We start from the raw sequence: 24,423 nt of genomic DNA on the forward strand, positions 1-24,423 counted from the left end.
CACTGCGACGGTCATCAGCCCCACTCCTTCGTGGCTCTTGTTCCCTGCGTTGTCGCGCCGACCGTAACACCCGCCCGCTCCCCCGAGCATCCGGATTAACGCCCACGCAGCGGTGAGGCGATGAGGATGGCGAACGGGAACGCGAAGAGGCCGGCCGCGAGGCCGAGCGCCGCCCGTACGCCGATCCAGGTGGCGATCAAGCCGAAGATCAGGGTGAAGAGCGGCCGGATGCCCCATGACAGCCAGCGCGTCGTGGCGTTCATCCGGCCGAGCAGGTCCGGCGGGCAGATGAGCTGACGGTAGCTGAGGTTGGCGTTGACATAGGCGAATTCGCCGGCCAGTGCCACGAAGTATCCGACGGTGACCACGATCTGACCGGCGAGACCCGGTCCGACGAGCACGGTCGGCACCAGGTCAAGAACGTACATCGGCGTGGTGACCAGCATCAGCAGCGGGAGGCCGAGCCGCCTGGCGAGCGGTTCGGTGCACAGTCCGCCGAGCACGCCGCCGACGGCCGCGACCCCCTGGCACAGGCCGGCGACGGTCATCGACCAGTGCAGGTCGCGGACGACGTACAGCACCCACAGTGACCACGAGGCGCCGATCGCCGCCGAGACCATCGTGTTCGCCAGGACGACGGGGCGCATCAGCCGGTCGCGGAACACGTAGCGGAGACCTTCGCCGATCTCCGCCCGCATCCGGGTGCCACGCGGTTCCGGAGGCGGTTCCCGGACGGCGATCAGCTTCAGGGACAGCGCGCTCATCACTGAGGAGACCGCGTCGACCCCGATCGTCCCGGCGGCTCCCAGCGCCGCGACCAGCCAGCCGGCCGTGCTCTGCCCGACCACCGTCGCGAACGCGAAGGAGGCGCCCAGCTTCCCGTTCCCGTCGACGAGTTGCCGCGCGGGCAGCAGTGACGGCAGATAGCTCTGGTACGCGGGATCGAAGAGGGCGGCGAGCAGGGCGACGACGAACGCGACCACGCTCAGCTGCCACAGAGTGAGGTCACCGAACACGATGGCGACCGGCACGGATCCGAGGACCAGCCCTTGGAACAGGCTGCACCACACCATCAACGGCCGGCGCCGGAAACGATCGACCAGCGCACCCGCCGGCAGCCCGGCCAGCACGTACGGTACGAATCCCATCGCCGACAGCAGGCTCACCTGAAACGCCGACGCGTGCAGCGCGGAAAGCGCGACCAACGGAACCGCCAGCTGACTGACCTGCGTGCCCGTCATATTGATCGTCTGGCCGCCCCACAGCAGCATAAAGTCCCGGCGACGCCACAAAGAGTCGCCCCGCGTCACGTCGGCTCGCCCGGCTTCAACCGTCCGCGTCCTGCGTTATTCGCGAGCCGGCCATCAAGGGATTTAGCGAAGCATGGTAATGCAGATGAATAATCAGCTGCGGGGTGTGCCGAACAGCTTGGCGCGAGCAGCTCACGCCCGTCGTCCGCTGGCACGCACGGCATGATATCCGGCGCGACCGAGTCCCGGTCAACCACTTGACAGGCCGCAACCTGCGATGTTGAGTGATCGAGACCCCGATCCATGACTCCACCCGAGGGGAGGGGTGCGACGCATGAAGAAAATAGGCGTGCAAAAGTCAGAGATAAAGCAACTGGGAGGCAATGCCGCCACGGCACACGGAAGTTCTTAGTCACTTCAATTGGCGACTGCCGATCCGGCCCGGCAGTCGCCAGACACCGATACCGTAGATGGAGCTCGAGGTGCCGCCTCGTCATCGCGTCATAATCGTGCCCCCGAGATGGGATCGAGAAAAACTCGTCGATTCCTTCGGCCTGCCGAAACTCTTGACGCCGATAATCGACGCGCATGCCGCCCTCCGCGGCCCCTATACCGCCGGCGGCGCGATCATCAGGGCGGTCGTTCCCACGGCCCTCGCCATCGCACCGGACCTGGTCGAGCAGTACGACCTGGAGATCCGCACCGTCGCGCCGGAACTTCGCGCCACGGTTCCGATCGGGCGAGAGACGCTGTTCCATCAGATCCCGGACGCGGAACGCACCCGGGTCCACTCTCGCCTCCGTACGGCGCGGATCGCCCACGGAATCACCGACTTTCTTCATGAGTACCTCAGGCGGCTGAACACGGGATCCGCCGCCCTGGCCCTGGAGAACGTCGACCAGGCCGACGCGACGGACCGCGAGTTGATCGCGATACTCCTGCGGCGATTCGATCCGTCGCTCCTGACCCTGCTCCTGTGCACCAGGACCTCGATCGAGGGCTGGCCGCAGGCCGAGGCCATCGAGGAGAACACCGACGCCGAGGCGCTCGGCGATTCCGGTGACCTCGCCGCACGCTTCGTGGCCGCCGACGGCACATGCGACGATCCGCGGCCGCTCCGGGCCTACGAACGACTCGAGGCGGGCGAGCGAGCGCGGCTGCACGACGCTCGCGCGGACGAACTCCTCACCGGCGACTGGTCCTGGCGTCTCGGCGCCATCCCCTACCACCGCGAACGCGGCACCGACCCCGACGCCGCCGTCACCGCGCTCACCGCCGCACAGGATCACTGTTTCGCCCTGGGCTTCCACGACGCGTGCGTCGACCTCGGCCGGCGTGGGCGGGCACGGACCGAGCCCGGGGACGACGGTTGGTGGCGGTTCACCCGGCAGATGGCGCTGTCCCTGGCGCTGCTCGGCCAGGGCGAACAGAGCGAGGCGCTCTACGGCGAGGCGTGCGCGGCCTCCGCCGATCCGGCCGTGCACCGCGTCTCCGACTATGAGATCGCGATGCTCTACACCCGCCACCACGACCCGGAACGCCACGACTACACGCGGGCGATGGCATCGATCAACGCCGCGATCGCCATCGCGTCGCTGCTCCCCGACCCACAGGACCGGACGTTCTACGAGGTCTTCTACCAGAACGGAAAAGCGCTGATCGAGCTCCGGCTGGGCAACCCTGCGGGGGCGCTGCGACGCGTCGACGAGGGCATCCGGCGAATGGACAGCGAACTGCCGCCGGACCGGCACCTGCTCGACCGGTGCACCCTGCTGTCCAATCGGGCGCGTCTGCTGGCCATGCTCGGCGACACCGCGGAGGCGCTGCGTGCGTACGACGCGCTGCTCGCCGTCGACCCGGACTACGCCGAATACCACTTCGACCGCGCCAACCTGCTGCACACGGCGGATCAGGACGAAGCGGCGCTTGCCGCGTACGACACCGCGATCCGGCTCGGCCCGCCCTTCCCCGAGATGTACTTCAACCGCGCCGTCCTCCGTCAGACACACGGTGACACCTGTGGAGCACTACGTGATCTAAGCCGGGTCCTCGAACTCGACCCCGGATCCATCGACGCGTACGTGAACCGGGCCGGACTGCGAGCCGTGATCGGAGACGGTGACGGCGCGGCGGGCGACATACGGACCGGGCTCTCCGTGGACCCCGGCAACCCGCACCTGATCTGTGTACGCGGTCAGCTGGCGGCCGCCGCCGGCGACGCCGAACAGGCTCGTCGCGACTTCGACACGGCGCTCGCCACCGAACCCGGACTCGTCGCGGCACTCGCCGGCCGAGCGGCGTTGGCCGAGGCGCACGGCGACCCGACAGCCGCGGTACGGGACCTCACGCGCGCCCTGGCCGCCGGCGAAGACGCGGCACTGCTGTACAACCGTGCCGTCGCGCACCGATCCGCCGGCCAACTCGCCGAGGCACGCGCCGACATCGCACACGCACTGACACTGGCCCCGGACGACCCGGACATCATTCGGCTGCGGATCGAGCTCGAGCCCACCGATTGAAAGCGCCAAGATGACCAGATGACCGACATCACGATTCGTCCCGCCCGGCCTGAGGATCTCGAGGTTGTCGCCGAGCTGCGTTGGCAGTGGGTGGAAGAGCTCTACGGCACGTCCGGCACCCCACTGGACGAATTCGTCCCGCGCTTCGCGGCCTGGGCGAAAGAGAACCGGTCATCCCATCAATGCCTGGTCATGGCCCGCGGCGACGTGGTCATCGGCATGGCATGGCTGGTGATCGTGCAGCGCGTCCCCCACCCACGCGTATTCGAGCGAGCCTCGGGTGATGTGCAATGCGTGTACATGCTGCCGGAAGAGCGCAACGGCGGCCTGGGAGGTCGCCTGATCGACGCGGTCCTGGCACTCGGACGCGACCTCGGACTCGAGCGAGTGACCGTCCACTCCAGCGACCAGGCGATCTCGGCCTACTCCCGCCACGGCTTCACATCGTCGCCACGCCTGCTCCAGGCGGATGTCAGGCAGAGCGCCGGGTGACGCCCAGTTTTGGAGGCGGGGCGACAGCCCCGCCCATTCGGTGAGCGCGGTCAGGACTTCCTGGGCTCGTACGGAGTCCGCAACGCCTCGATAAGCGTCGGGACCATGCCGTCGTCGAGTTCGACGACGAGAAGTTCGTCCTCGCCGAACCGTACGGAGACGATCTCCTCATCAGCGTGCCGGACGACCCGCAGCGGCGTGTTCTCGGGGACGTGGGCGCACGTGGACACGTACACGCCCTCGACCTTCATCAGCATGGGTGACCTCCTGTGATCGGACTTGTCCATCTGCCTGACGATGCTGTCACCGACTGATTACTCTGCGGAATGAGTACAGCTCGTACCCCTGAGCTCTCCCCCCGCGCGTACAAGGAGCCCGTACCAATGGCGAACTCCTCCGGCTTCGTCTCCTACTTCGGCACCGAACTACGCCGCCACCGCGAACGCCTGGGTTGGCAGCGCGACCAACTCGCCGACCGCGTCCCCTGGTCTGTGTGGACGGTCGCCTCCGTCGAGCAGGGCCGCCGCAAGCCCCCTCCCGGTTTCGGCGAGCACGCCGACGCCCTCTTCAACCTCCCCGGCGTCATGACCGAACTCGCCAAGAAGGCCCAGGCCGACAGCAGTCGCTTCGGAGACTTCGTCGATCTCGAACAGCGAGCACTTTCGGTCCGACTCTTCGATGGGCGGGTCGTCCCCGGCCTCCTCCAGACACCCGCGTATGCCCGTGCCATAAACCAGGTGCCCGGAAGAGCAATCGCGCCGGAGGAGCTAGACCGCGTGGTCCGAATGCGCATGGAGCGTCAACGGATCCTTGATCGCGAAAATCCGCCGGCTCTGCACGTCGTCATCGACGAAGCCGTCCTCTGCCGACGGATCGGCGACTACGAGGTCATGCGAGAGCAACTTGCCTCACTGTGCGAGGCTCGCCCGAACGTGACCGTACAGGTACTCCCGTTCTCCGCGGGGAACCACGACGCGATCGTCGGTCCGATCACCATCATGCGGCTACCTGACGAACCGGACGTCGCGTACGCCGACGCCTGGCCCGAAGGGCAGATCATCGACACTCCTGCCGAAGTCTTCCGCGCGCAGCAGGCCTTTGAACAGATCGCCACCTTAGCGTTGCCCCCAGACCTATCAAAGGAGATGATCCAAGCGTATCTGGAGGAGGTATGACATGCCCGAGTGGCGTCGGAGCACCTACAGCACCCAAGGCGAATCACAGTGCGTTGAGGTGACAGTTTGGAGCGATCGACACGAATGCCCGTGATCACAATCGGACGGTGGCGCAAGAGCACCTATAGCACGCAAGGCGAGTCAAACTGTGTGGAAGTCTCTGTCCGGGGGGGCACCATCGCTTCCAGCGCGTTCTACTCAGGCGAGAGTTTTCCCGCCTCGCGAGAAGCCCGGGAACGACACGGCTGCCCCCGCGGGTGGCTGCACGTGCATGTGGCGTGACAGGTTTTCCACAGACTGTGAACGGTGGATGGATTCGGCGGCCCGGCCGGGCGCACGATGGCTCTCATGTCCGATGACAGCAATCAACGGCTTGGGACGCTGATCAAGAATGCTCGAGTGTCTCGACGACTCACTCAGCAGGCGCTCGCCGAGCGATCCGGGGTGAGTGTGTCGAGCATCAGCGCCATCGAACACGGCACCCGGAAGCTGACCCTTCCTCTCGCCGATCGGATTCTCGGGGCGATGGAGCTGGATCTGCATCTGGAGATTCAGCCGATGTGGGAGGCGATCGATGTCGCCATCGCCGAGGCGGCTCGGCTGCCGTTGAAAGAGCGGATCGCCGGCTGGAAGATCGAGTTCACGTCGTTCGTCTCCTGGTTCGCCGAGACCCCGTACATCGCCGACGGGCTGATGGCGGCGGCCCTCCAGGCGGCCCCGGTGCCGGTCACCGCGTTCGAGATGGTGCTGTCGCGCGACGGTGACACGCTCGACCGGCTGACGGCCCTCTTCGACGAGATGCGCGCTTCCCGCTGGAATATGTATTGGCTCCAGTGGGGCGGCGGCGCCCTATGGACCGAGATCGAGGAACTGCCCACGAAGTGCCTGCATCCGATCTCCATCTTCCGCAAGGTTCCGATGCTGACACGAGTCCGGCTACCGCTCGTACCGCTCCCCGAGATCCAGGCCACCGACGGCTATGCCAGACGAGTCCTGGACCGCATGCGAAGGAATCCCGGCCGGGCCTGATGCCCACCCTTGACGCGCGCCGACCACTTCCGCGTTCATGGACCGGCCATTGATCATCCCCGCGGCGGGCAGGGTCAAAGGCTCCGAGCGCGGATCACCGTACCGTCCGCCGTACGGCATTCGACGATGTGCGAAAGCATGCTCGCGTACGACTCGAATGCGGGGTAGACCGATCCCGTGCCTGGTCTGCCGTCATAGAGGTTGTCCATGACGTCTTCATCGCACAGGTCGACGATGTGTCGATTCTCGGGATCGTTGAGGTCGGCGGCAAGCAGGTAGTTCACACCTGTCGTGGCGCAAAGAATCGGATAGCACCTGGCCCCGGTCATCAACAAGTCGCGGTCCTCCCCTTGCAGATAGCCGAGGAATCTGTCCTCGTACCACAAGTCGATGAAGCCATCGTCGTCATCGGTGTTATCCGCACGGGGGCTGTCCCATTCATCGAAGTCGTCAAAACGGACGTCGACATCCGGCCCCAGTCCGGACAGCACCTGCCGGATCTCCCGTAGCCAGGGCGGCAGTTTCACCGCGTTGCGCTGCTCCAGGTGATCGAGGAGCACCACGTCGTCACGGTAGAACTCGACTCCGGAGAACCTCTCAATGAAGACGCCCAGCGCGGCCTTATCCTCCTCCGGCAGCGACGAGCGGCCGAGCCGATCGAAGGCGTCAGCGGACGAGCCCACTACACGATGAGCCGGATAGTCGAAGGTGTCATACATGATGTCCGGGATATCGACGGATGGAATCCGCGAATCGGTTTCTGGATAATCCGACATTCCGGAGACTGTACTTCACTCCGCGACGCCCGATGGCTTCGACCGGGGACCGGCGAGATCCTGACCGTCTGGAGCGGCAGCCGGCCCGGGCGGCGTGTCGTTTGTCGTAAGGTGCACGGTTATGTTGCGAGGGCCGAAGGTCGAGGAGAAGTATCCGGTTCCGTTGACGATGCACCAGCTGTGGATCGTGTCGCTGTGTGCTCCGGTCAATAGAGGGTCTGAGGCGTCGCGGACGACGCTGTATCCGTTCAAGCGGATCGACGACAAGCGCGCTCGACGGTGGCTGACCGAGAACTGGGAGATCTCCTCGCAGGGCGACGTGCTCGAGTCGCTGAGCGGCCTGGCCGAGCGCGGCTACCGGGCGCAGATCGCGGAGCGGTTCGGGCTGTCGCCGCTGGCCTGGGACGTGGCGCTGTACGTGGACGTCGTCCGGAACGCGTTCGCCGCCGGTCACGTGGACGAGGGCGAGGCCTGGCAGCTGCTGTGGAACGTCGTACGGCCGACCGCGGCGGCGTACGGGTCGTGGAAGGAGTACGCGGACGACTACCTTCTCGGCCGGATCGTCTGGATGGGCATGCTGCGCGGCACCCCGGACGAGGACTTCCCGGCACCGCAGGAGGTGTCGGACAAGCACATCCGGACGCTCCTCGAAGCACCGGACAGCCCGTGGAACACGGTCCCCTGGCAGGCGATCGGCGAGCCCGACCGGCACCGTGCCTAAGGCGGGTTGTCCGCGTCGCGGGTCCATGGCGAGGATGGGGCCGTGATCGAGATACGTACGGCGCACACGGGTGAACTGGACGCCGCCACCCTCAAGACGGTGCAAGCCCTCCTCGACGATGTCTTCGACGGTGATTTCGACGACCAGGACTGGGATCACGCCCTTGGCGGGATTCATGTCCTGGCGTGGGAGGACTCCGAACTGGTCGGGCACGCGGCCCTGGTCCAGCGGCGGGTGCTGCACGGCGGGCGGGCGCTGCGTACCGGCTACGTGGAAGCCGTCGGAGTGCGCACCGATCGGCGCCGCCGGGGATACGCCGCCGCTCTGATGGACCCCCTCGAACGGATCCTGCGTGGCGCCTACGAGCTGGGCGCGCTCGGCGCCTCCGACAAGGCCGTGCCCTTCTACCAGGCGCGCGGCTGGACGCCGTGGCAGGGACCGACCTCGGTGCTCACGCCCACCGGCATCGAACGTACCGAGGAAGAGGACGGCTCCGTCCACGTCCTTCCGCTGACGGCGCCGCTGGACCTGTCCGGCGAGCTCGTCTGCGATTGGCGGGAGGGAGCCGTCTGGTGATCGCCGAGGTGTACGGCCCTATGCCGTCGTGGCCGTTTCGGGGCGGGGGTCGGCGGTGCGGGCGGTGACCGCGGAGCGGGAGCGGCTCACCAGCGAGTCGACGGCCCAGACACCGGGGCCGAAGACGGCGATCAGGAGGAACGCCCAGCAGAACATCGCGGCCGGCTCGCCGCCGTTCTGCAGCGGGATGATCCCCTTCTCCACGTGGACGGTGAAGTAGGCGTACGCCATCGAACCGGACGCGAGGATCGCGGCGGGGCGGGTCAGCAGGCCGATGAGGACGAGGGCGCCGCAGATCAACTGGATGAGGGCGGCGTACCAGCCGGGCCAGGTGCCGACCGCGATGGAATGACCACCGCTCCCATGGCTTCCGCCGAAGACGCCGAACAGCGAGGCCATGCCGTGGAAGGCGAACAGCAGTCCGACCACGATGCGGAACAGGGACAGCACCGGGCCGCCGAGCCGATCTACGTTCATGAGAGCACCCTCCGGATTGACGTCCAATCGCGCGGTCAGGATCGGCTCTGACAAGTGAATTGTCAATAAGTCATCACAATTGACAATACCGAGGTCGCGCTGAGCAGCGGCTCTGTCGAGTGTCAGGTGCCCGATCCTGAAAGAACGGTGAACGTATCGCCTCGCGGACGGGTCGAGCCCCGGCGGAGCGGACCGCCGGGGCTCGCGGTGGTCACTCCGGCTTGACGAGCGGAAAGAGGATCGTTTCGCGGATGTTCTTGCCGGTGAAGGCCATGATCATGCGGTCGATGCCGATGCCGACGCCGCCCGTGGGGGGCATGGCGTACTCCAGGGCCCGCAGGAAGTCCTCGTCGAGCTGCATGGCCTCCGGGTCGCCGCCCGCGGCCAGCAGCGACTGCTCGGTCAGCCGGCGGCGCTGCTCGATCGGGTCGATCAGCTCGGAGTAACCCGTGCCCAGCTCGGTGCCGAAGCCGATGAGGTCCCACTTCTCGGTGAGCAGCGGGTTGTCGCGGTGGGTGCGGGCGAGCGGCGAGGTCTCGAGGGGGTAGTCGCGCACGAAGGTCGGCTGGACGAGGGTGTGCTCGACCAGCGCCTCGAACAGCTCCTGGACGAGCTTGCCCTGCCCCCACTTGGGGTCGAACTCCAAGCCGTGCTGCTCGCAGATCTTCCGGACGTCCTCGATCGGCGTCTCGGTGGTGATCTCCTCGCCGACCGCGTCGGAGACCGAGCCGTACAGGGTGACCTGCGGCCATTCGTCGCCGGCTAGGTCGATCTCCTCACCCTTGTGGACGACGACGGTCGTGCCGAGGGCGGCGACCACCGCGGCCTGGTACAGCTCGCGGGTGAGGGTGGCGATCGTGTCGTAGTCGCCGTACGCCTCGTACGCCTCGAGCATCGTGAACTCGGGGTTGTGCGTGGAGTCCGCGCCCTCGTTGCGGAAGTTGCGGTTGATCTCGAAGACCTTCTCGATGCCGCCGACGACGAGCCGCTTGAGGTACAGCTCGATCGCGATCCGCAGGTAGAGGTCCATGTCGTACGCGTTGATGTGCGTGACGAACGGGCGTGCCGTCGCGCCGCCGTGGATCGGCTGCAGCATCGGCGTCTCGACCTCGAGATATTCGCGGCCGGTGAGGTACTCGCGGATCGCCCGGACCGTGTCGCTGCGCAGCCGGGCCATCCGCCGCGCCTCGTCGTTGACGATCAGGTCGACGTAGCGGAGGCGTACGCGCTGCTCGGGGTCGGTCAGGCCGGCGTGCTTCTCCGGGAGCGGGCGCAGCGACTTGGACGTCAGCGCGAACCGGTCCGCCATGATGGACAGCTCGCCGCGCCGCGACGTGATGACCTCGCCCTCGACGCCGACGTGGTCACCGAGGTCGATGTCGCGCTTCCAGGACTCGAGGGCCTCCTCGCCGACGTTGGCGAGGGAGAGCATGACCTGGAGGTCGCCGCTGCCGTCGCGGATCGTGGCGAAGCAGAGCTTGCCGGTGTTGCGGGCGAGAATGACGCGGCCGGTGATGCCGACCTTCTCCCCGGTCGACGCGCCCGGCTCGAGGTCGGGGTATTTCGCGCGGACCTCCGCGATCGTCGCGGTACGCGGGAACCCGAGAGGGTAGGGGTCCACGCCGTTCGCGCGCATCCGGTCCACCTTCTCGCGGCGGACGCGCATCTGCTCCGGAAGATCGTCGTACGACTCGCTCACGGCTAAGAAGGCTACCGGTCCGACGCACCCACCTCGGCCGCCGGACCGGCCTCCGGGGCATCCATCCCGGGCTCCGGGCGGGCGCTCAGGCGGAGACGCCGATGTTGCGCTCGTAGACCAGGCGCAGGCCGATGAGCGTGAGCCACGGCTCGTAAACGTCGATGCTGCGGGCCTCGTCGAGGACGAGCGGGGCCAGACCGCCGGTCGCGACGACGGTCACCTGCTCCGGGTCGTCGGCCAGTTCCTCCGCCATGCGGCGCACCACGCCGTCGACCTGGCCGGCGAAGCCGTAGATGATGCCCGACTGCAGCGCCTCGACCGTGTTCTTGCCGATGACGCTGCGGGGGCGTACGAGCTCCACCTTGTGCAGTTGTGCGCCGCGGGCGGACAGCGCGTCCACGGAGATCTCGATGCCGGGGGCGATGGCGCCGCCGACGTACTCGCCCTTGGCCGAGACGGCGTCGAACGTCGTCGCGGTGCCGAAGTCGACGACGATCGCGGGGCCGCCGTGGATGTGGTTCGCGGCCAGCGCGTTGATGATCCGGTCGGAGCCGACCTCCTTGGGGTTGTCCATCCGGATCGGCACGCCGGTCTTGACGCCGGGCTCGACGATGACGGCGGTGACGTCGCCGTAGTAGCGACGGCACATCTCCCGCATCTCGTGCAGGACGGAGGGGACCGTGGAGCACAGGGCGATGCCGCTGATGTCGGTATCGGCCAGCAGCGGGCTCTGCGCGACGAGGCCCTGGAGGACGACGGCGATCTCGTCGGCGGTGCGCCGCGCATCGGTGTTGATCCGCCAGTGCTCGATGACCTCCTCCCCTTCGAAGAGGCCCAGCACCGTGTGGGTGTTGCCGACGTCGATCGTGAGCAGCATCAGGTCCCCGCTGTCGTGAGGTCAAGGCCGATGTCGAGCGCCCTTGCCGAGTGGGTAAGCGCTCCCACGGCAAGGTAGTCGACTCCGGTCTCGGCCACAGCGCGGGCCCCGTCCAAAGTGAGGCCGCCGCTGGCCTCCAGCTCGGCCCGGCCTGCGGTCAGGCGTACGGCCTCGGTCGTCTCGGCGACGCTCATGTTGTCCAGCAGGATGGATCGCGCCCCGGCGGCCAGCGCCTCGCGTACCTGGTCGAGGGTGTCGCATTCGACCTGGACGTGCAGGCCCGGGGCGCTCACGGCGGTGAACGCTGCGGTCACCGACCCGGCGGCCGCCACGTGGTTGTCCTTGATCAGGGCCGCGTCCGAGAGGGACATGCGGTGGTTCACACCGCCGCCGCAGCGCACGGCGTACTTCTGCAGCGCCCGCAGCCCCGGCAGTGTCTTGCGGGTGTCCCGGACCCGGGCGTCGGTGTGCGCGATCGCGTCCGCCCACTGCCGGGTGAGGGTGGCGACGCCGGACAGGTGGGTGAGGAAGTTCAGCGCGGTGCGCTCGCCGCGCAGCAGCGGCACGAGCGGGCCCTCGACGGTGAGCAGGACGTCTCCGGGCGCGACCCGCGAGCCGTCCTCGACGCGGGTCACGACCTTGAGGTCGCCGCCGATCTCCAGGAAGTAGTCGACCGCGGTGACCGAGGTGAAGACGAGTTCGGCGACGGGGAGCCCGGCGACGACGCCGGGCTGCCGGGCCACCATGTCGGCGCGGCCCGTCGCGGTGTACCCGAAGATCGGCTCGCTGGTGACGTCCTTCCCGCCGTCCTCGGCCAGGGCCGTACGGACGAGGCCGTCCACAGCCTGTGGATCCAGCCCGGCGGCGCGCAGCTTCGTCTCCAGCTCGGCGTTCATGACAGCTCCCGGGGGTCGTAGCTCGTGGTGAGGGTTCCGTCGTCGGCGAGGGTCGACACCAGGTGGCCCCGCCAGGTCTCGTCGGCGTCGGGGAAGTCCTCCCGCCAGTGGCTGCCCCGAGTTTCCTCCCGGCGCCGTGCCGCCGCCACGATCAGGGAGGCGACGGTGTGCAGGTTGGTCGCCTCCCACGCCTCGGTGCACGGCTTGTCGGTCGTCCGGTCCGCGAGGGCGGCGAGCTCTTCGGCGGCCCGCTCCAGACCTGGACCGTTCCGCAGCACGCCCACGTCCGCCGTCATGATGCGCTGCACCTCGGCGTGCACGCTCGGATCGAGCAGCCGCGCCTCCGGGAGGTCGCCTGAGGCCACCGCGGGCGTCTCGGCGGCGGCGAGGTCGCCGGGCAGCGCCTCGGCGATCCGCTGGCCGTAGACGAGACCCTCGAGGAGGGAGTTGGAGGCGAGCCGGTTCGCGCCGTGGACGCCGGTGCAGGCCACCTCGCCGCAGGCGTACAGGCCCGGGACGGAGGTACGGCCCCACAGGTCCGTACGGACGCCGCCGCTGGAGAAGTGGGCGGAGGGGAGGACCGGGATCGGCTCGTTCACCGGGTCGATGCCGTGCTCCTCGCACGCCGCGAGGATCGTCGGGAAACGCGTCGCCCAGATGCGGGGCCCGAGGTTCCGGCCGTCGAGGTACGCGCACTGGGTGCCGGTTTCCCAAATCATCGACATGATCCCCTTGGCGACGACGTCACGCGGGGCGAGATCCGCCAGCGGATGCCGCCCGACCATGAACCGGTCCCCCCGCTCGTCGATGAGGAACGCGCCCTCGCCCCGGACGGCCTCGGAGATCAGTGGCTGCCGGCCCTTCGCGCCCGGTCCCAGCCACAGCGGGGTGGGATGGAACTGCACGAACTCCAGGTCCGCGACGGCGGCTCCGGCGCGCAGCGCGAGCGCGACGCCGTCGCCGGTGGACACCTCCGGGTTGGTGGTGGCCTGGAAGACCTGGCCGAGCCCGCCGGTCGCGAGGATCACCGCGCGGGCGTGGACCGCTCCAACGCCGTCGCGGCGCCCCTCCCCCATGACGTGCAGCGTCACGCCGGCGGCCCGGCCGCCCTCCATCAGCAGGTCGAGCACGAGGGCGTGTTCGATCACCTCGATGCCCTGGTCCTTGGCGGCCGCCAGCAGCGCACGGCTGATCTCCGCGCCGGTGGCGTCCCCGCCCGCGTGGGCGATGCGGCGCTTGAGGTGCCCGCCCTCGCGGGCCAGCGCGATGCCCCCGTCGTCGTTCCGGTCGAACTCGGCGCCGAGCTCCATCAGCCGCCGCACCGCGTCCGGGCCCTCGGTCACGAGCACGCGTACGGCCTCGGGGTCGCACAGGCCGACACCGGCCGTGAGCGTGTCCTGGAGGTGCTCCTCCGGTGAGTCGTCCGGGTGAAGGGCCGCCGCGATGCCTCCCTGCGCCCATCGGGTGGATCCGTCGTCGAGCAGCGCCTTGGTGACGAGCAGCACTCGTCCTGCCGTACGGGCCCGCAGCGCCGTCACGAGTCCGGCGATGCCGGAGCCGATCACGACGATGTCGGCGTCGGTGGTCCAGCCGGGTTCGGGGGCGGTGAGGCGTCGAGGGATCATGAGCCCTCCTCCTGAGGCGAGTTCTCGTCAGATTGACTATAACCGCTCGCCCCCGATGTCCCATTCCTCCGGGTCCGCTATCTCCACCAGGGTGTCGTGCCGCTCAGGTCACGCTCGACATTGGTGACGCAGTGGATCTCACCGCCCGCCGTGCCGACGTGGTGGGCGAAGTCCCAGTCCTCGATCCAGCGCACACGGACTCCGACCTTTCCCAGCGCCCGCTCGGTGACCTGCTGGAACAGGTCCGCGCCGGCCTGGCGCGGCCCGTGCTGGACGGGAGCGAGGTAGCCGCCGGTGCCGGTGCTGATGCCGTTCGCGGCGTCGGGCAGGTAGGTGATCGTCAAGTCCTTACGCGGATAGCCCGGAGGCACCTCGAGCTCTTTGAACAGCGCGGGGACACGGACGATGTCCCGCTCGGTGATCCCGGCCTGCTCCCGCAGCTGCCGCAGGTCCTTGTCGACGCCCTCGCTCGCGATGCGGGTGCCGTTCACCAGCACCGGATCGCGCAGGGCCTGGGACACGGTCATCCCGGGATCGTCGGTCTTCGCCGGAGCGACGCCCTCGACCAGCCGCCGGCCTCCGCCACCGTTGGCGGCGAGCCTCTTGAGGATCTCCATGCCCATGCGCGGATCCGCGATCACCACGGCCCAGCCTCGGCGGGTGCGCGCGGGGACGAAGTGCATGAACTCGTCGATGTGCCCGACTCCGAGCCAGCTGGTGTCCACGACGACCGGATCCTGGTAGCCCTGGGCTGCGAGCATCTTCGTGAACGTCGGATCCGGGGAGAACCTACCCTCGCCGCCGTACACGATCCGGCCGGTGCGGTAACGGCCGTACGGCGGGATCGTCCCGAAGTTTCCCGTGGAGCTGGGAGAGCCGTAGTAGAGGTTGTCGTCCGGCCGGTCGACACGGCTCGCGTCGAACTGCTGGACCCCGGCGACGCCGGGACCGCGCAGCAGAGTGAAGACCGGGCGTGACGCGTCGCGCAGCGGCCGGTCGCGGGCGGGGAAGTTCGGCGGGACGCCGGGCGACCTGAGGTTCACCGCGATGCGGTGTTCGCTTCCGCCCGGCCCGGGCATCGAGGCGTAGGCGGTCTTGTACATGTCGCCCATCCACTGGTCGCCGCCGGCCGGCCATTCGAGGAACGGCTCGCGCAGTCCTTCCGCGTCGAGGGCGCGCCGCAGGTCACGTCGGTACACCGCTTCGCCCGCTACGGGCTTCGGCGGGACCTTGACCCCTTCGAGGGTCGCGGGGGCCGCGGGATCGGCCACCACGGCCCGGTTCAGGGGCATGAGGTCGTTCTCGAAGAGCACGGGGGCGACGCGGAACCGCACCCGGTCGGTCCGCGTGCGGCCATGGTCGGTGACGGTCAGGGTGAGCTCGCTGAAGCCCGACCAGACGGCGGGATCGCGGACGATGTCGCGGGCTTCGACGGCGAGCCGTACTCCACGGCGCAGCTCGTCCGCACGGATCGCGCCGTCCGGACCGAGCGCGGTGAACGTGCCCGCGCGCTGGATGAAGACGCGAACCTTCGCCCGCGAGCGCGCGTCCGGAAGCAACGTCGCCGTCGCGGAGGCGGAGACGTCCCGGATCGGAGGTATCTCCAGCGGTGCGAGGTCCGCGAGGTCGGCCGTGCCGTTCACGACATCGTCCGCGGCGTCGTCGCACGCGGCCAGGGCGGCGTCGGTGAGCCGCGCGCCGTTCGTGGCCTTCTTGGGGCAGCGGGACTGGTCGTCGTCGAGGTTCGGCAGCATGATCGCGCCATGTTCGGCCGTCCAGGTGTCGCGCCTGTCGTCGTCGGCGGCGGTCAACCGGCCGTCGCGGTCGGTGTCGGAGCGCAGCAGGGCCTTCGGCGGAGCGGTGGCCGCCGCCAGAGCGGTCGATCCGGCGATCAGAGCGGTCGAGGCGAGCGCCGCCACGCCGGCCCGTACGATTCGCTGGTGGAGATCATTCATGTGGCCAGCGTCGGGGTCGCGGGCCCGGCCTCACATCGGCCGTTCAGGAGATCTTCCGGCCCGGTGACTCGCCCATTCGGCATAGCCCGCACCGGGGCCCGGTGACTGGTGCGGTGCGACCCCGTGCCCTGTGGTGTGGTGCGGGCCTCGCGGCCATGGGGATACCGGTCGCGACCGACACGGCTCGCGTCGGGCCGCTGATCACCGGCGCGGCCTGGCTCGCGGGTGCCGCCGCGCTCGCCCTGGTCGCCTTCCCTCGTCTCCGGAACGCCGCGGTCGCCGGTGGCGCCGCCGCCGGGTCGCTGGCGGCGACCCTGATCTACGACGGTCCCGCGGACAACCGGACGGCGCTGTGGTGGCTGGCCGAGCTCCTCGCCTCGGGCCTGACGCTCAGGCTGGTGGTACGGCGGGCGCCGCGTCGCGCCGCCGCGCTCGGCGGAACCCTGATGTTCGCCGCGATCACCGTCCTTCCGCTGCGGTTGACCTTGAACGTCGTTCCGCCGGCGACGACGCGCGGCGCCGTGGCCGGCTGTTTGCTCTGCGGACTCGTCGCGGCAGGGATCGCGGCCGGCGGCCTGTACCCGAGATATCTGACCGCGCGGCGGTCCGCCGCCGTGGCCGAGGCCCGCCGCGCGCAGCGCCTGGATCTGGCTCGCGACCTCCACGACTTCGTCGCGCACGACGTCAGCGGAATCATCGTCCAGGCCCAGGCGGCGCAGTTCGCCCCCGATCCCGAGGCGGCACGCGCGGCGCTCCAACGCATCGAGGACGCGGGGCTGCGGGCGATGGCGTCCCTCGACCGCACCGTTCACATGCTGCATGACGACGAGCCTGGAGACGGATACGGCGGCGAGCCCCGGCCACGGCCACTGGGGCTGGCCGACCTCGCCGGGCTGACGGACCGTTTCGCCGAGACGTGCGGTGCGCGGATTCAGCTGACCGTGGCGGTCGACGATCCGCCCCACGAGGTGTCGGCGACGGCGTACCGGCTGGTCGTCGAGGCGTTGACGAACATCCGGCGGCACGCCTCGGATGTGACGACCATCGACGTCACCGTCACCGGAGTGCCGGGCCCCGCAGTCCGGGTGCGCGTCGCCGACGACGGGCGCGCACGACCACGCGTGCGCCGGCGAGGCGGACCTCGCGGCGGGCGCGGCCTGGGCGGGCTGGCCGACCGGGTGGAGGCTGTGGGCGGGGAGTTCACGGCGGGTCCGCTCGGCGACCACGGCTGGGAGGTGACGGCCGTCCTGCCACTGCCTCGCGGTGTACGCTCGCCGTCGTGATCACCCGGGTCGTCATCGCCGATGACCAGGATGACGTCCGCAGTGGATTCCGGATGATCCTGAACGCTCAGCCCGACATCCAGGTCGTCGGAGAGGCCGCCGACGGTATCGCCGCCGTCGAACTGTCTCGGCGGGAACGCCCCGATGTGGTGCTGACCGACATCCGGATGCCCGGCCGGGACGGCTTGGAAGTCACCCGGCTCCTGGCAGGCCCGGACGTACGCGACCCGCTCCGGGTGGTCGTCGTCACCACCTTCGACCTCGACGAGTACGTCCACGCGGCGCTACGCGCCGGAGCCTGCGGCTTCCTGCTCAAGAGATCCGGCCCCGCCCTGCTCGTCGAGGGCGTCCGCGCCGCGGCCGAGGGCAACGCCCTCATCAGCCCGGCGATCACCGTGCGCCTCCTCGACCATTTCGCGACCCGCCGCCCGCCCGCGCCGGCGACGGAACCGCGGCTGACCCGGCGCGAGGTGGAGGTGCTACGTCTGATCGCCCGCGGCCGTACCAATGCCGAGATCGCCGCCGAACTGTTCATCACACCGGGCACCGCGAAGACGCACGTCGCCAACCTCCATCGCAAACTCGGCGTCCGCAACCGAGTAGAGATCGCCGCGTGGGCCTGGGAGAACGGCCACGTCGCCCCCGGCTCGTAGCCCCATTCCCCGCAGGGAATTGTGGACGCCGTACGGTGGCCGTGAGCATCGTCGGCATGGACATCGGTGTACTGCTGCCGACCGGAAGCGCCCAGTGGGGCCCGGACGGCGACCCCCGCGACCTCGTCGCCTTCGGCGTCCACGCCGAAGGCTCGGGGTTCTCCTCGCTCTTCGTCAACGACTCCCTGATCAGCCCGCGCATCGAGGCGCTGACCATGCTCGCCGCGCTCGCCCCCGCTACCGAGCGCGTGACGCTGGGGACCGGCGCGCTGCTGCCGTTCCTGCGCCGCCCGATCCAGGCCGCGCAGCAATTGGCGTCGATCGACCTGCTGTCCGGCGGCCGGCTGACGGTGGCGGTCGGCGCGGGCTTCCCCGGCCGCTTCGGACGGCCCTTCTACACGCTGTCGGAGGTGCCGTGGGAGCGGCGCTTCGCGCGGCTGGACGAGACCGTGACCCTCTGGCGCGACCTGTGGAACGGCGCGACGTCCTTCCACGGCGAGATCCTCCGATTCGACGACCTCCCGCCCGCGACCATGCCCTTCCGCCCCGGCGGCCCGCCCATCTGGCTCGGCGGCGCGACCCCGGCCGCCCTCACCCGCACCGGACGGCTGTACGACGGCTGGCTGCCCTACCCGCCCGACCCCGCCGACTACGCGACGGGCCTGCTCGACGTACGGAAGGCCGCCGCCGACGCCGGCCGTACGGCCGAGGACATCACCCCGGCGCTCTTCGTGTCCGTACGGGTCGATGAGAGCGTCGAGAGCGGCCGCCGGGCGCTGCAGGACTACGCACGGGCGACGTACGGCATGCCACTGGAGGAGCTGGAGAAGATCCAGGCGGTCGTCACCGGCTCCGCCGACCAGGTCCTCGACGGCCTCGGCCGGTACGTCGCCGCGGGAGCGCGCCACCTCGTCATCCGCCTGGGCGCCGTGGACCTGCCCACCCAGCGCGACCAGCTCGACCGGATCGCCGCCCTGATCCCCGAGCTACGGGCACGGGCCGATCAAGGCTGAGCCGCGCGAAATTCAGTGGTGTCTGGGCCGCCCACCGCTGAATGCTGCTGAACGTCGCTGGACGTCACGCCTCGGATCGGCCCTGAGGATCGCGGCCGGGCGTACCGGTCAGTGCCTCGATGCAGGGGCGCAGCAGTCGCGTGATCTGCTCCGGCGTCGCGTCGCGCAGCGGGGCGAGCCCGATGAGGTTCCGCCCCGTGGACACGCCGAACAGGATGGCCAGGATGAGCGCGGACCGCAGCTCGGCCTCCTCGCCCGGGAGGACCGCGCTCGCCTGCTCGACCTGCCGGGTCATCGCGTCCCGCATCCGCTCGGTCGCCTCAGGGTGGGTGAAGGTCGAGCGGAGGAGCGGCAGCGACGTCTGCGGGAGCTCGCTCAGCTTCACTCCGACGATGGACAACAGCAGCTCGGTGAGCTGCGCGGGGTCGTCCGGCAGCTCCTCGTCCGGCGGCACCTCGACGGCCCGGCGGAACAGCTCCTTCTTGTCGCCGAAGTACTGCATGACGAGCGCGGGGTCCACGCCGGCCGCACCGGCGACCGCCCGGATCGTCGTGCGGTCGTAGCCGACCTCGGCGAATCGCTCGCGGGCGGCGGCGAGGATCCGCGCCTCCGTGCGCCGCCTCCGCTCCGCCCGTGTCATCGGCTGGTTCGCGTCTTCCACGACCTGACTCTACAGGCGTTGACCGGATATCCGATTTCGCTCTACGCTCGTTGAGCCTCAACGACTGTTGAGCGAATGGAGGTATTCGCATGCCCACATCCACCGGCCCCCTGCAGGTCTTCGAACGCTTCCGGGACAGAGTCCTCGCGGGCGAATGGAGAGCGTGGACCGACCACTCCGACGACATCACGATCGAGCTGCCCTGCGCGCCCCCGGGCAGCCCACGGCGCTTCCACGGCGGCGCGGAGTTCGCCGCCCACACCGAGGCGAGCCGCGCGGCGATGCCCGTACGGTTCGAGGAGTTCCGCGACGTCGTCGTGCACGAGACCACCGACCCGGAGGTCATCGTCGTGGAGTACACGATGGCCGGCACGGTCACGACCACCGGCCGCTCCGCCTCCGCCCCGTTCGTTCTCGTCCTGCGAGTCCGCGACGGCCGCGCGCTGCTGTGGCGCGAGTATCAGAACGTCCTCGCCATCGCCGAGGCCCTCGGCGCGGTGGACGCACTGCTGTCCGGCGTCGCCGGTCCCGTCCCGCCGGAGCCGACGAAGAGTCCCGCACCCGCGCTGGGGGCGGCTTCCGGGCCACAGGCGGTGTACGAGCGCATCCTCAAGGCAGCGCTCGACGGGTCGCCCGACGACTACGCCGACCTGTACACGGACGACGCGATCCTGGAGTTCCCATTCGCCGCGCCCGGCTTTCCGCGCACCCTGCACGGCCGGGAGGGGATCAGCGCGCACCTGCGCGCGGCGTTCGGGAGGGCGGTGCGGATCGAGGAGTTCCGCGACGTCGTCGTGCACGAGACCGCCGACCCGGAGGTCATCGTCGCCGAGCACGCGATCGTCGGCACGGCGACGGCGAGCGGCCTGCCGTGCTCGATCGCGAACCTCCTCGTGCTCACGGTCCGCGACGGCCGCATCGTCCACCAGCGCGACTACCTGGACGCCCTCGCCGCGACCGCCGCAGCCGGTCGTCTCCCCGGACGAGGGGCCGAGCCCGTGCCGCGCTGAAGCGCCCTCTCCGGACCTACACCGCGGGCCGCTCCTCTTCAGTGAGCCTGAGATCGGCTGTAACGGGTGGCGGGCACCGAACGGTTGCCGCCGGCCAAGAGCGCGGTTTCGGCGGCCAGGAGGGCATCGAGCGCTGCCGCCTGGTCCTCCAGGCCGGGGACACAGATCGTCTCGCCCATCCGCAGACCGGCCAAGCCGGCCCGGGCCACGTCTTCCGCGGTCATGGCGAAGGGCCGGTCGCGTCCGTAGCCACCGTTGAACTCCGTCGCCACCACACCCGGGCAGACCACCTGGGTGCGGATGCCGGTGTCGGTGAGCTCGAGGGCGAGGGTCCGGGTGAAGGCCACCGTGGCGGCCTTCGCGGCCGCGTAAAGGGTGCGGGCCGGCACGCGCGGGTCGGCCAGTCCGGCACTGAAGGCGAGCAGCGAGGCGATGGTGACGATGCCGCCCTCACCGGCGGCCAGCATGCCGGGGAGGGCGGCGCGGACGAGTTGGATGGGCGCGCCGGCGTTGAGCGTGATCAGGCGGTCGATCTCGTCCGGCTCGACCTCGGCGAGCGGGGCATAGCCGCCGGCTCCCGCGTTGCTGATCAGCAGTCGGACGTCGTCGGCGGCGAGGCGCCCGGTCACCGCGGCGAGGCCGTCGCGCGTCCCGAGATCCGCGGGCAGGACCTCCACCGTGGCGCCGGCCGCACGGAGTTCGTCGGCCAGCTCGGAAAGGCGGTCGACCCGGCGGGCGACCAGTACGAAGTCGTGGTCCGCGGCGAGAAGGCGGGCATAGGCGGCACCGATGCCGGAGGAGGCACCGGTGATCAGGGCGAGTGTGCGAGACATGACCCCATAATCAGTCAGCCGCTTGTCTAGTGTCAAACGCTTGATAGCTACTCAGCGTCGTATGCTCACGACGTGGGACACGACGACGAGGGGCCGGTCGCAGCCGATGCGCTGGAGCGCGTGAGCTGGGCGCTGCGGCGGACGGAATGGGCCGTTCAGGGCGTCAAGGAGCAGCGACTGCGGTCGCTGGGCATGGTGGCGGCGCACTACTCCCTTCTGATCTCCGTCCACAGCGAGCCCGGCCTGACCGGTGCGGAGCTCGCCCGCCGGCTGAACGTCACCCCGCAGGCGGTGGCCTCCCTCGTGGCACGCCTGGAGGACCGGGGCCAGTTGAGACGCCGACCGCACCCGCGCCACCGCCACGTACAGGAACTCCACCTCACCGACGCCGGCCGCGAAGCCCTGCGCCTGGCCGATGCCGTGGTCGCAGAGATCGAACAGCAGATCGCCGAGAAGCTGGGCCCCGAGGACACCGCGCGGTTGACCGCGCTGCTCGGTCAGGTCGCCGACGCGGTACGGGAGGCGTGACCGCGTCCCGTCAGGCGGGGACGTCCTCCACGGCGTCGCCGCGGACGGTCATCGTGCCCGGGACCGGTTCGGCGGGGTCGGTGCCCAGGTCGATGATGCGGTTGTCGCGATCGACGTGGACGACGCGCGGCTGGAACGACCGGGCCTCCTCGTCGGTCATCGTGCCGTAGCTGATGATGATCACCAGATCGCCGGGGTGGACGAGGTGCGCGGCGGCACCGTTAATGCCGATCACGCCGCTGCCGCGCGGACCGGTGATGACGTACGTCTCCAGGCGGGCGCCGTTGTCGATGTCGACGATCTGGACCTGCTCGCCGGGCAGCAGGTCGGCCGCCTCCATGAGGTCTTCGTCGATCGTCAGCGAGCCGACGTAGTGCAGGTCGGCCTGCGTCACCGTGGCACGGTGGATCTTGGATTTGAACATCGTGCGGAACATGAGCGTCACTCCGCGGGGCCGAAGTCGAGGGGGACGTTGTCGATCAGGTGGGTGGTGCCGACGCGGCCGGCGACGGCGAGGACGGCGGGACCGGTGTGGGCGTCGTCGACCTCCTGGAACGTCTCCGGGTCGACGAGCACGAGGTAGTCGAGTTCGAGCGGCGGATCGCTCGCGATCGCCCCGTCGAGCACGGTCCGCGCCGCGCGTACGACCTTGGTGGGGCCGTCGTCGACCGCGTCGGCGCCCGCGCGCAGGGCCATGGACAGCGACACGGCGGTGAGGCGCTCGGCCGGGGACAGGTAGCGGTTGCGGCTGGAAAGCGCGAGCCCGTCCTCCTCGCGCACGGTCGGGGAGCCGACGATGCGGACGGGGACGTTCAGGTCGGCGACCATCCGGCGGATCATCGCGAGCTGCTGGGCGTCCTTCTCTCCGAAGACGGCGAAGTCCGGGCGGACGAGGTTGAACAGCTTGAGGACGACGGTGAGTACGCCGTCGAAGTGGCCCGGGCGGCAGGCGCCCTCCACGATCGTGCCCATCTGGCCGGAGTCGACCGTGACCCGCGCGCCGAGCGCGGTGGGCGGGTAGATGACGTCGACCGTGGGCGCGAAGATCAGGTCGACGCCCTCCGCGGCGCACACCTCGATGTCGTCGGGGAGCGTCCGGGGGTACCGGTCGAGGTCCTCGTTCGGCCCGAACTGCAGCGGGTTGACGAAGATGCTCACCGCGACGATGTCGGCGACCTCGCGGGCCCGGCGCAGCAGCGACCGGTGGCCCTCGTGCAGCGCTCCCATGGTCGGCACGAGCGCCACGGTCCCGTGCAGGGAGGCCCGGGCGGCGGAGAGTTCCTCACGCGTGCGCGCGATGACGGGTGTCATGGCCGGTTCCCCTCGGTGTCTTCTCCATGGCCGCCCGCGAGGACGTCGAGCAGTCGCTCGGCGTCCTCCGCGCGGAGCAGTCCGGCGGCCAGCGCGCGGTCGGCGGTGAGCCGGGCCAGCGCGACGTACGCGCCCAGTGCCTCGGGCGAGACGCGGGTGAGTTCGGTGACGTGCTCGGCGACCGTGCCGGCGTCGCCGCGGACCACGGGCCCGGTCAGGCCTCGCACGCCGAGCCGCAGGGCGTTGTCGAGCGAGGCGCCGAGCAGCGGCCCGAGCATCCGGCCGGGCTCCTCGACGCCCGCCCGCGTCAGCAGGTCCATCGACTCGGCCACGAGCGTGACGAGGTGGTTCGCGCCGCCGGCGAGTGCGGCGTGGTAGAGCGCGCGCCGGTCCTCGGGGATCCAGACGGGGTCGCCGCCCATCTCGACGACGAGGGCCTCGGCGACGGGGCGCAGCGGCTCGGGCGAGGTCACGCCGAAGCAGATGCCGGCCAGCCGATCGACGTCGTCGGGCCGTCCGGTGAAGGTCATCACCGGGTGGAGGGCGAGCGGGAGGGCGCCGACGCGCGTGGCGGGGTCGAGGACGCGGACGCCGTACCGGCCGCTCGTGTGCGCCAGCAGCTTGCCCTCGACCTTGACCTCGGTGGCGATCAGCCCGGCGATCAGCGGCGGGAGCGCGTCGTCAGGAACGGCGAGGAGGACCAGGTCGGCGGCGGTGACGACGTCCGGGACGGGAAGGAGGGGAACGCCGGGGAGTCGCGCCTGCGCGCGTTCGTGCGAGGCGTCGGAGACGCCGGCGGCGGCCACGACCGTGTGACCGGCGAGGGTGAGTGCGTGGCCGAGGGCCGAGCCGACGCGGCCGACTCCGACCACGCCGACGGCCAGCCGTCCCGGCCGGTCGTGGGATGCGGTCATCCGGCCTCCGTCCGCGAAAGCATGGAGAGGGGTCGGGCTGCGAGCCGGGTTTGCTCGGTCATGGTCGTTCCAGTCCTTTGCGGGTACCGGACGGTGCCGCCACAGACTACCTTCGGCCGGGATCGACAAAGCGCACCGGCCCGCCCGGTG

The 24,423-nt window shown here is 69.9% G+C and carries 27 protein-coding genes; 13 read left to right on the forward strand and 14 right to left on the reverse strand.

Annotated elements, in window-relative coordinates; all coding sequences use genetic code 11:
• Positions 1 to 95: 95 nt before the first annotated feature.
• Positions 96 to 1,310, reverse strand: a complete 1,215-nt coding sequence (locus ACQP2O_RS49805) for an MFS transporter (protein ID WP_433176906.1) — start codon at positions 1,308 to 1,310, stop codon at positions 96 to 98.
• Positions 1,311 to 1,816: 506 nt separating this feature from the next.
• Between ACQP2O_RS49805 and ACQP2O_RS49810 the strand changes: the two genes are divergently transcribed.
• Together ACQP2O_RS49810 and ACQP2O_RS49815 are read left to right on the forward strand one after the other, a co-directional pair.
• The gene (locus ACQP2O_RS49810; RefSeq protein ID WP_433176907.1) at positions 1,817 to 3,769 is read left to right on the forward strand and encodes a tetratricopeptide repeat protein; all 1,953 of its coding nucleotides are present in this window, start codon (positions 1,817 to 1,819) and stop codon (positions 3,767 to 3,769) included.
• 18 nt (positions 3,770 to 3,787) lie between these two features.
• Positions 3,788 to 4,261 carry an N-acetyltransferase family protein gene (locus ACQP2O_RS49815; protein ID WP_433176909.1) on the forward strand — a complete coding sequence of 158 codons (474 nt, stop codon included), beginning with the start codon at positions 3,788 to 3,790 and terminating at the stop codon, positions 4,259 to 4,261.
• A gap of 50 nt (positions 4,262 to 4,311) precedes the next feature.
• On the opposite strand, the gene ACQP2O_RS49820 is transcribed toward ACQP2O_RS49815, so the two are convergent.
• On the reverse strand, positions 4,312 to 4,518 hold the full coding sequence (locus ACQP2O_RS49820) for a hypothetical protein (RefSeq protein ID WP_433176911.1): 207 nt from the start codon (positions 4,516 to 4,518) through the stop codon (positions 4,312 to 4,314).
• A 126-nt stretch (positions 4,519 to 4,644) separates the two neighbouring features.
• Between ACQP2O_RS49820 and ACQP2O_RS49825 the strand changes: the two genes are divergently transcribed.
• The 4 genes from ACQP2O_RS49825 (at position 4,645) to ACQP2O_RS49840 (ending at position 6,465) form a co-directional block, all read left to right on the forward strand.
• Positions 4,645 to 5,436 (forward strand): helix-turn-helix domain-containing protein, encoded by a 792-nt coding sequence (locus tag ACQP2O_RS49825; RefSeq protein ID WP_433176912.1) that lies wholly within the window; start codon positions 4,645 to 4,647, stop codon positions 5,434 to 5,436.
• Position 5,437: 1 nt separating this feature from the next.
• Positions 5,438 to 5,530, forward strand: a complete 93-nt coding sequence (locus ACQP2O_RS49830; protein WP_433176914.1) for a DUF397 domain-containing protein — start codon at positions 5,438 to 5,440, stop codon at positions 5,528 to 5,530.
• Positions 5,521 to 5,718 (forward strand): DUF397 domain-containing protein, encoded by a 198-nt coding sequence (locus ACQP2O_RS49835; protein WP_433176916.1) that lies wholly within the window; start codon positions 5,521 to 5,523, stop codon positions 5,716 to 5,718. The genes ACQP2O_RS49830 and ACQP2O_RS49835 overlap by 10 nt, the downstream gene beginning before the upstream one ends.
• Positions 5,719 to 5,784: 66 nt before the next feature.
• A complete protein-coding gene (locus tag ACQP2O_RS49840) occupies positions 5,785 to 6,465 on the forward strand; it encodes a helix-turn-helix domain-containing protein (RefSeq protein ID WP_433176918.1) in 681 nt (226 codons plus the stop codon).
• A 74-nt stretch (positions 6,466 to 6,539) separates the two neighbouring features.
• Here ACQP2O_RS49840 and ACQP2O_RS49845 read toward each other — a convergent pair whose 3' ends face one another.
• Entirely contained in the window at positions 6,540 to 7,241 is a 702-nt protein-coding gene (locus tag ACQP2O_RS49845) for a hypothetical protein (RefSeq protein ID WP_433176920.1), read from the reverse strand.
• A 319-nt stretch (positions 7,242 to 7,560) separates the two neighbouring features.
• Between ACQP2O_RS49845 and ACQP2O_RS49850 the strand changes: the two genes are divergently transcribed.
• Positions 7,561 to 7,962 carry a DUF1266 domain-containing protein gene (locus ACQP2O_RS49850; RefSeq protein WP_433176922.1) on the forward strand — a complete coding sequence of 134 codons (402 nt, stop codon included), beginning with the start codon at positions 7,561 to 7,563 and terminating at the stop codon, positions 7,960 to 7,962.
• 6 nt (positions 7,963 to 7,968) lie between these two features.
• On the forward strand, positions 7,969 to 8,538 hold the full coding sequence (locus ACQP2O_RS49855; RefSeq protein ID WP_433176924.1) for a GNAT family N-acetyltransferase: 570 nt from the start codon (positions 7,969 to 7,971) through the stop codon (positions 8,536 to 8,538).
• 18 nt (positions 8,539 to 8,556) lie between these two features.
• On the opposite strand, the gene ACQP2O_RS49860 is transcribed toward ACQP2O_RS49855, so the two are convergent.
• The 6 genes from ACQP2O_RS49860 to ACQP2O_RS49885 all read right to left on the reverse strand — a co-directional run bounded on the left by ACQP2O_RS49860 (position 8,557) and on the right by ACQP2O_RS49885 (position 16,067).
• Positions 8,557 to 9,015: a DoxX family protein gene (locus tag ACQP2O_RS49860; RefSeq protein WP_433176926.1), complete on the reverse strand. Its 459-nt coding sequence runs from the start codon at positions 9,013 to 9,015 to the stop codon at positions 8,557 to 8,559.
• Positions 9,016 to 9,226: 211 nt separating this feature from the next.
• Positions 9,227 to 10,714, reverse strand: coding sequence for a bifunctional lysylphosphatidylglycerol synthetase/lysine--tRNA ligase LysX (gene lysX, locus ACQP2O_RS49865; RefSeq protein WP_433176928.1), 1,488 nt, complete (start codon positions 10,712 to 10,714; stop codon positions 9,227 to 9,229).
• An 85-nt stretch (positions 10,715 to 10,799) separates the two neighbouring features.
• On the reverse strand, positions 10,800 to 11,591 hold the full coding sequence (locus tag ACQP2O_RS49870) for a type III pantothenate kinase (RefSeq protein ID WP_433176930.1): 792 nt from the start codon (positions 11,589 to 11,591) through the stop codon (positions 10,800 to 10,802).
• The gene (gene nadC, locus ACQP2O_RS49875) at positions 11,591 to 12,487 is read right to left on the reverse strand and encodes a carboxylating nicotinate-nucleotide diphosphorylase (protein WP_433176932.1); all 897 of its coding nucleotides are present in this window, start codon (positions 12,485 to 12,487) and stop codon (positions 11,591 to 11,593) included. Before nadC ends, ACQP2O_RS49870 begins: the two co-directional genes overlap by 1 nt.
• Entirely contained in the window at positions 12,484 to 14,112 is a 1,629-nt protein-coding gene (locus ACQP2O_RS49880) for an L-aspartate oxidase (protein ID WP_433176934.1), read from the reverse strand. Before ACQP2O_RS49880 ends, nadC begins: the two co-directional genes overlap by 4 nt.
• Before the next feature lie 77 nt (positions 14,113 to 14,189).
• The gene (locus ACQP2O_RS49885; RefSeq protein ID WP_433176936.1) at positions 14,190 to 16,067 is read right to left on the reverse strand and encodes a protein-arginine deiminase family protein; all 1,878 of its coding nucleotides are present in this window, start codon (positions 16,065 to 16,067) and stop codon (positions 14,190 to 14,192) included.
• Between the two features lie 155 nt (positions 16,068 to 16,222).
• Between ACQP2O_RS49885 and ACQP2O_RS49890 the strand changes: the two genes are divergently transcribed.
• The 3 genes from ACQP2O_RS49890 to ACQP2O_RS49900 are packed head-to-tail and all read left to right on the forward strand — an operon-like array spanning position 16,223 to position 19,016.
• A complete protein-coding gene (locus tag ACQP2O_RS49890) occupies positions 16,223 to 17,350 on the forward strand; it encodes a sensor histidine kinase (RefSeq protein WP_433176938.1) in 1,128 nt (375 codons plus the stop codon).
• Positions 17,347 to 18,003, forward strand: a complete 657-nt coding sequence (locus ACQP2O_RS49895; protein ID WP_433176940.1) for a response regulator — start codon at positions 17,347 to 17,349, stop codon at positions 18,001 to 18,003. The genes ACQP2O_RS49890 and ACQP2O_RS49895 overlap by 4 nt, the downstream gene beginning before the upstream one ends.
• A gap of 56 nt (positions 18,004 to 18,059) precedes the next feature.
• A complete protein-coding gene (locus tag ACQP2O_RS49900) occupies positions 18,060 to 19,016 on the forward strand; it encodes an LLM class flavin-dependent oxidoreductase (RefSeq protein WP_433176942.1) in 957 nt (318 codons plus the stop codon).
• A gap of 64 nt (positions 19,017 to 19,080) precedes the next feature.
• Here the strand turns inward: ACQP2O_RS49900 and ACQP2O_RS49905 are convergent, their stop codons facing one another.
• On the reverse strand, positions 19,081 to 19,677 hold the full coding sequence (locus tag ACQP2O_RS49905) for a TetR family transcriptional regulator (protein ID WP_433176944.1): 597 nt from the start codon (positions 19,675 to 19,677) through the stop codon (positions 19,081 to 19,083).
• 89 nt (positions 19,678 to 19,766) lie between these two features.
• Here ACQP2O_RS49905 and ACQP2O_RS49910 point away from each other — a divergent pair, with 89 nt between their 5' ends.
• Entirely contained in the window at positions 19,767 to 20,687 is a 921-nt protein-coding gene (locus ACQP2O_RS49910) for a nuclear transport factor 2 family protein (protein ID WP_433176946.1), read from the forward strand.
• A 38-nt stretch (positions 20,688 to 20,725) separates the two neighbouring features.
• Here ACQP2O_RS49910 and ACQP2O_RS49915 read toward each other — a convergent pair whose 3' ends face one another.
• Positions 20,726 to 21,520, reverse strand: coding sequence for an SDR family NAD(P)-dependent oxidoreductase (locus ACQP2O_RS49915; protein ID WP_433176948.1), 795 nt, complete (start codon positions 21,518 to 21,520; stop codon positions 20,726 to 20,728).
• Positions 21,521 to 21,592: 72 nt separating this feature from the next.
• On the opposite strand from ACQP2O_RS49915, the gene ACQP2O_RS49920 reads away from it, so the two are divergent.
• On the forward strand, positions 21,593 to 22,048 hold the full coding sequence (locus ACQP2O_RS49920) for a MarR family winged helix-turn-helix transcriptional regulator (protein WP_433176950.1): 456 nt from the start codon (positions 21,593 to 21,595) through the stop codon (positions 22,046 to 22,048).
• Between the two features lie 10 nt (positions 22,049 to 22,058).
• Here ACQP2O_RS49920 and panD read toward each other — a convergent pair whose 3' ends face one another.
• From panD to ACQP2O_RS49935, 3 genes are read right to left on the reverse strand one after another with little or no spacing between them, the layout of a single operon-like run.
• A complete protein-coding gene (panD, locus tag ACQP2O_RS49925) occupies positions 22,059 to 22,484 on the reverse strand; it encodes an aspartate 1-decarboxylase (RefSeq protein ID WP_433176952.1) in 426 nt (141 codons plus the stop codon).
• Positions 22,485 to 22,489: 5 nt separating this feature from the next.
• Positions 22,490 to 23,359: a pantoate--beta-alanine ligase gene (panC, locus tag ACQP2O_RS49930; RefSeq protein ID WP_433176954.1), complete on the reverse strand. Its 870-nt coding sequence runs from the start codon at positions 23,357 to 23,359 to the stop codon at positions 22,490 to 22,492.
• Positions 23,356 to 24,273, reverse strand: a complete 918-nt coding sequence (locus ACQP2O_RS49935; RefSeq protein WP_433176956.1) for a Rossmann-like and DUF2520 domain-containing protein — start codon at positions 24,271 to 24,273, stop codon at positions 23,356 to 23,358. Before ACQP2O_RS49935 ends, panC begins: the two co-directional genes overlap by 4 nt.
• Positions 24,274 to 24,423: the final 150 nt, after the last annotated feature.

This window comes from Actinoallomurus sp. CA-150999 (assembly GCF_050942425.1).
GTDB lineage: Bacteria > Actinomycetota > Actinomycetes > Streptosporangiales > Streptosporangiaceae > Actinoallomurus.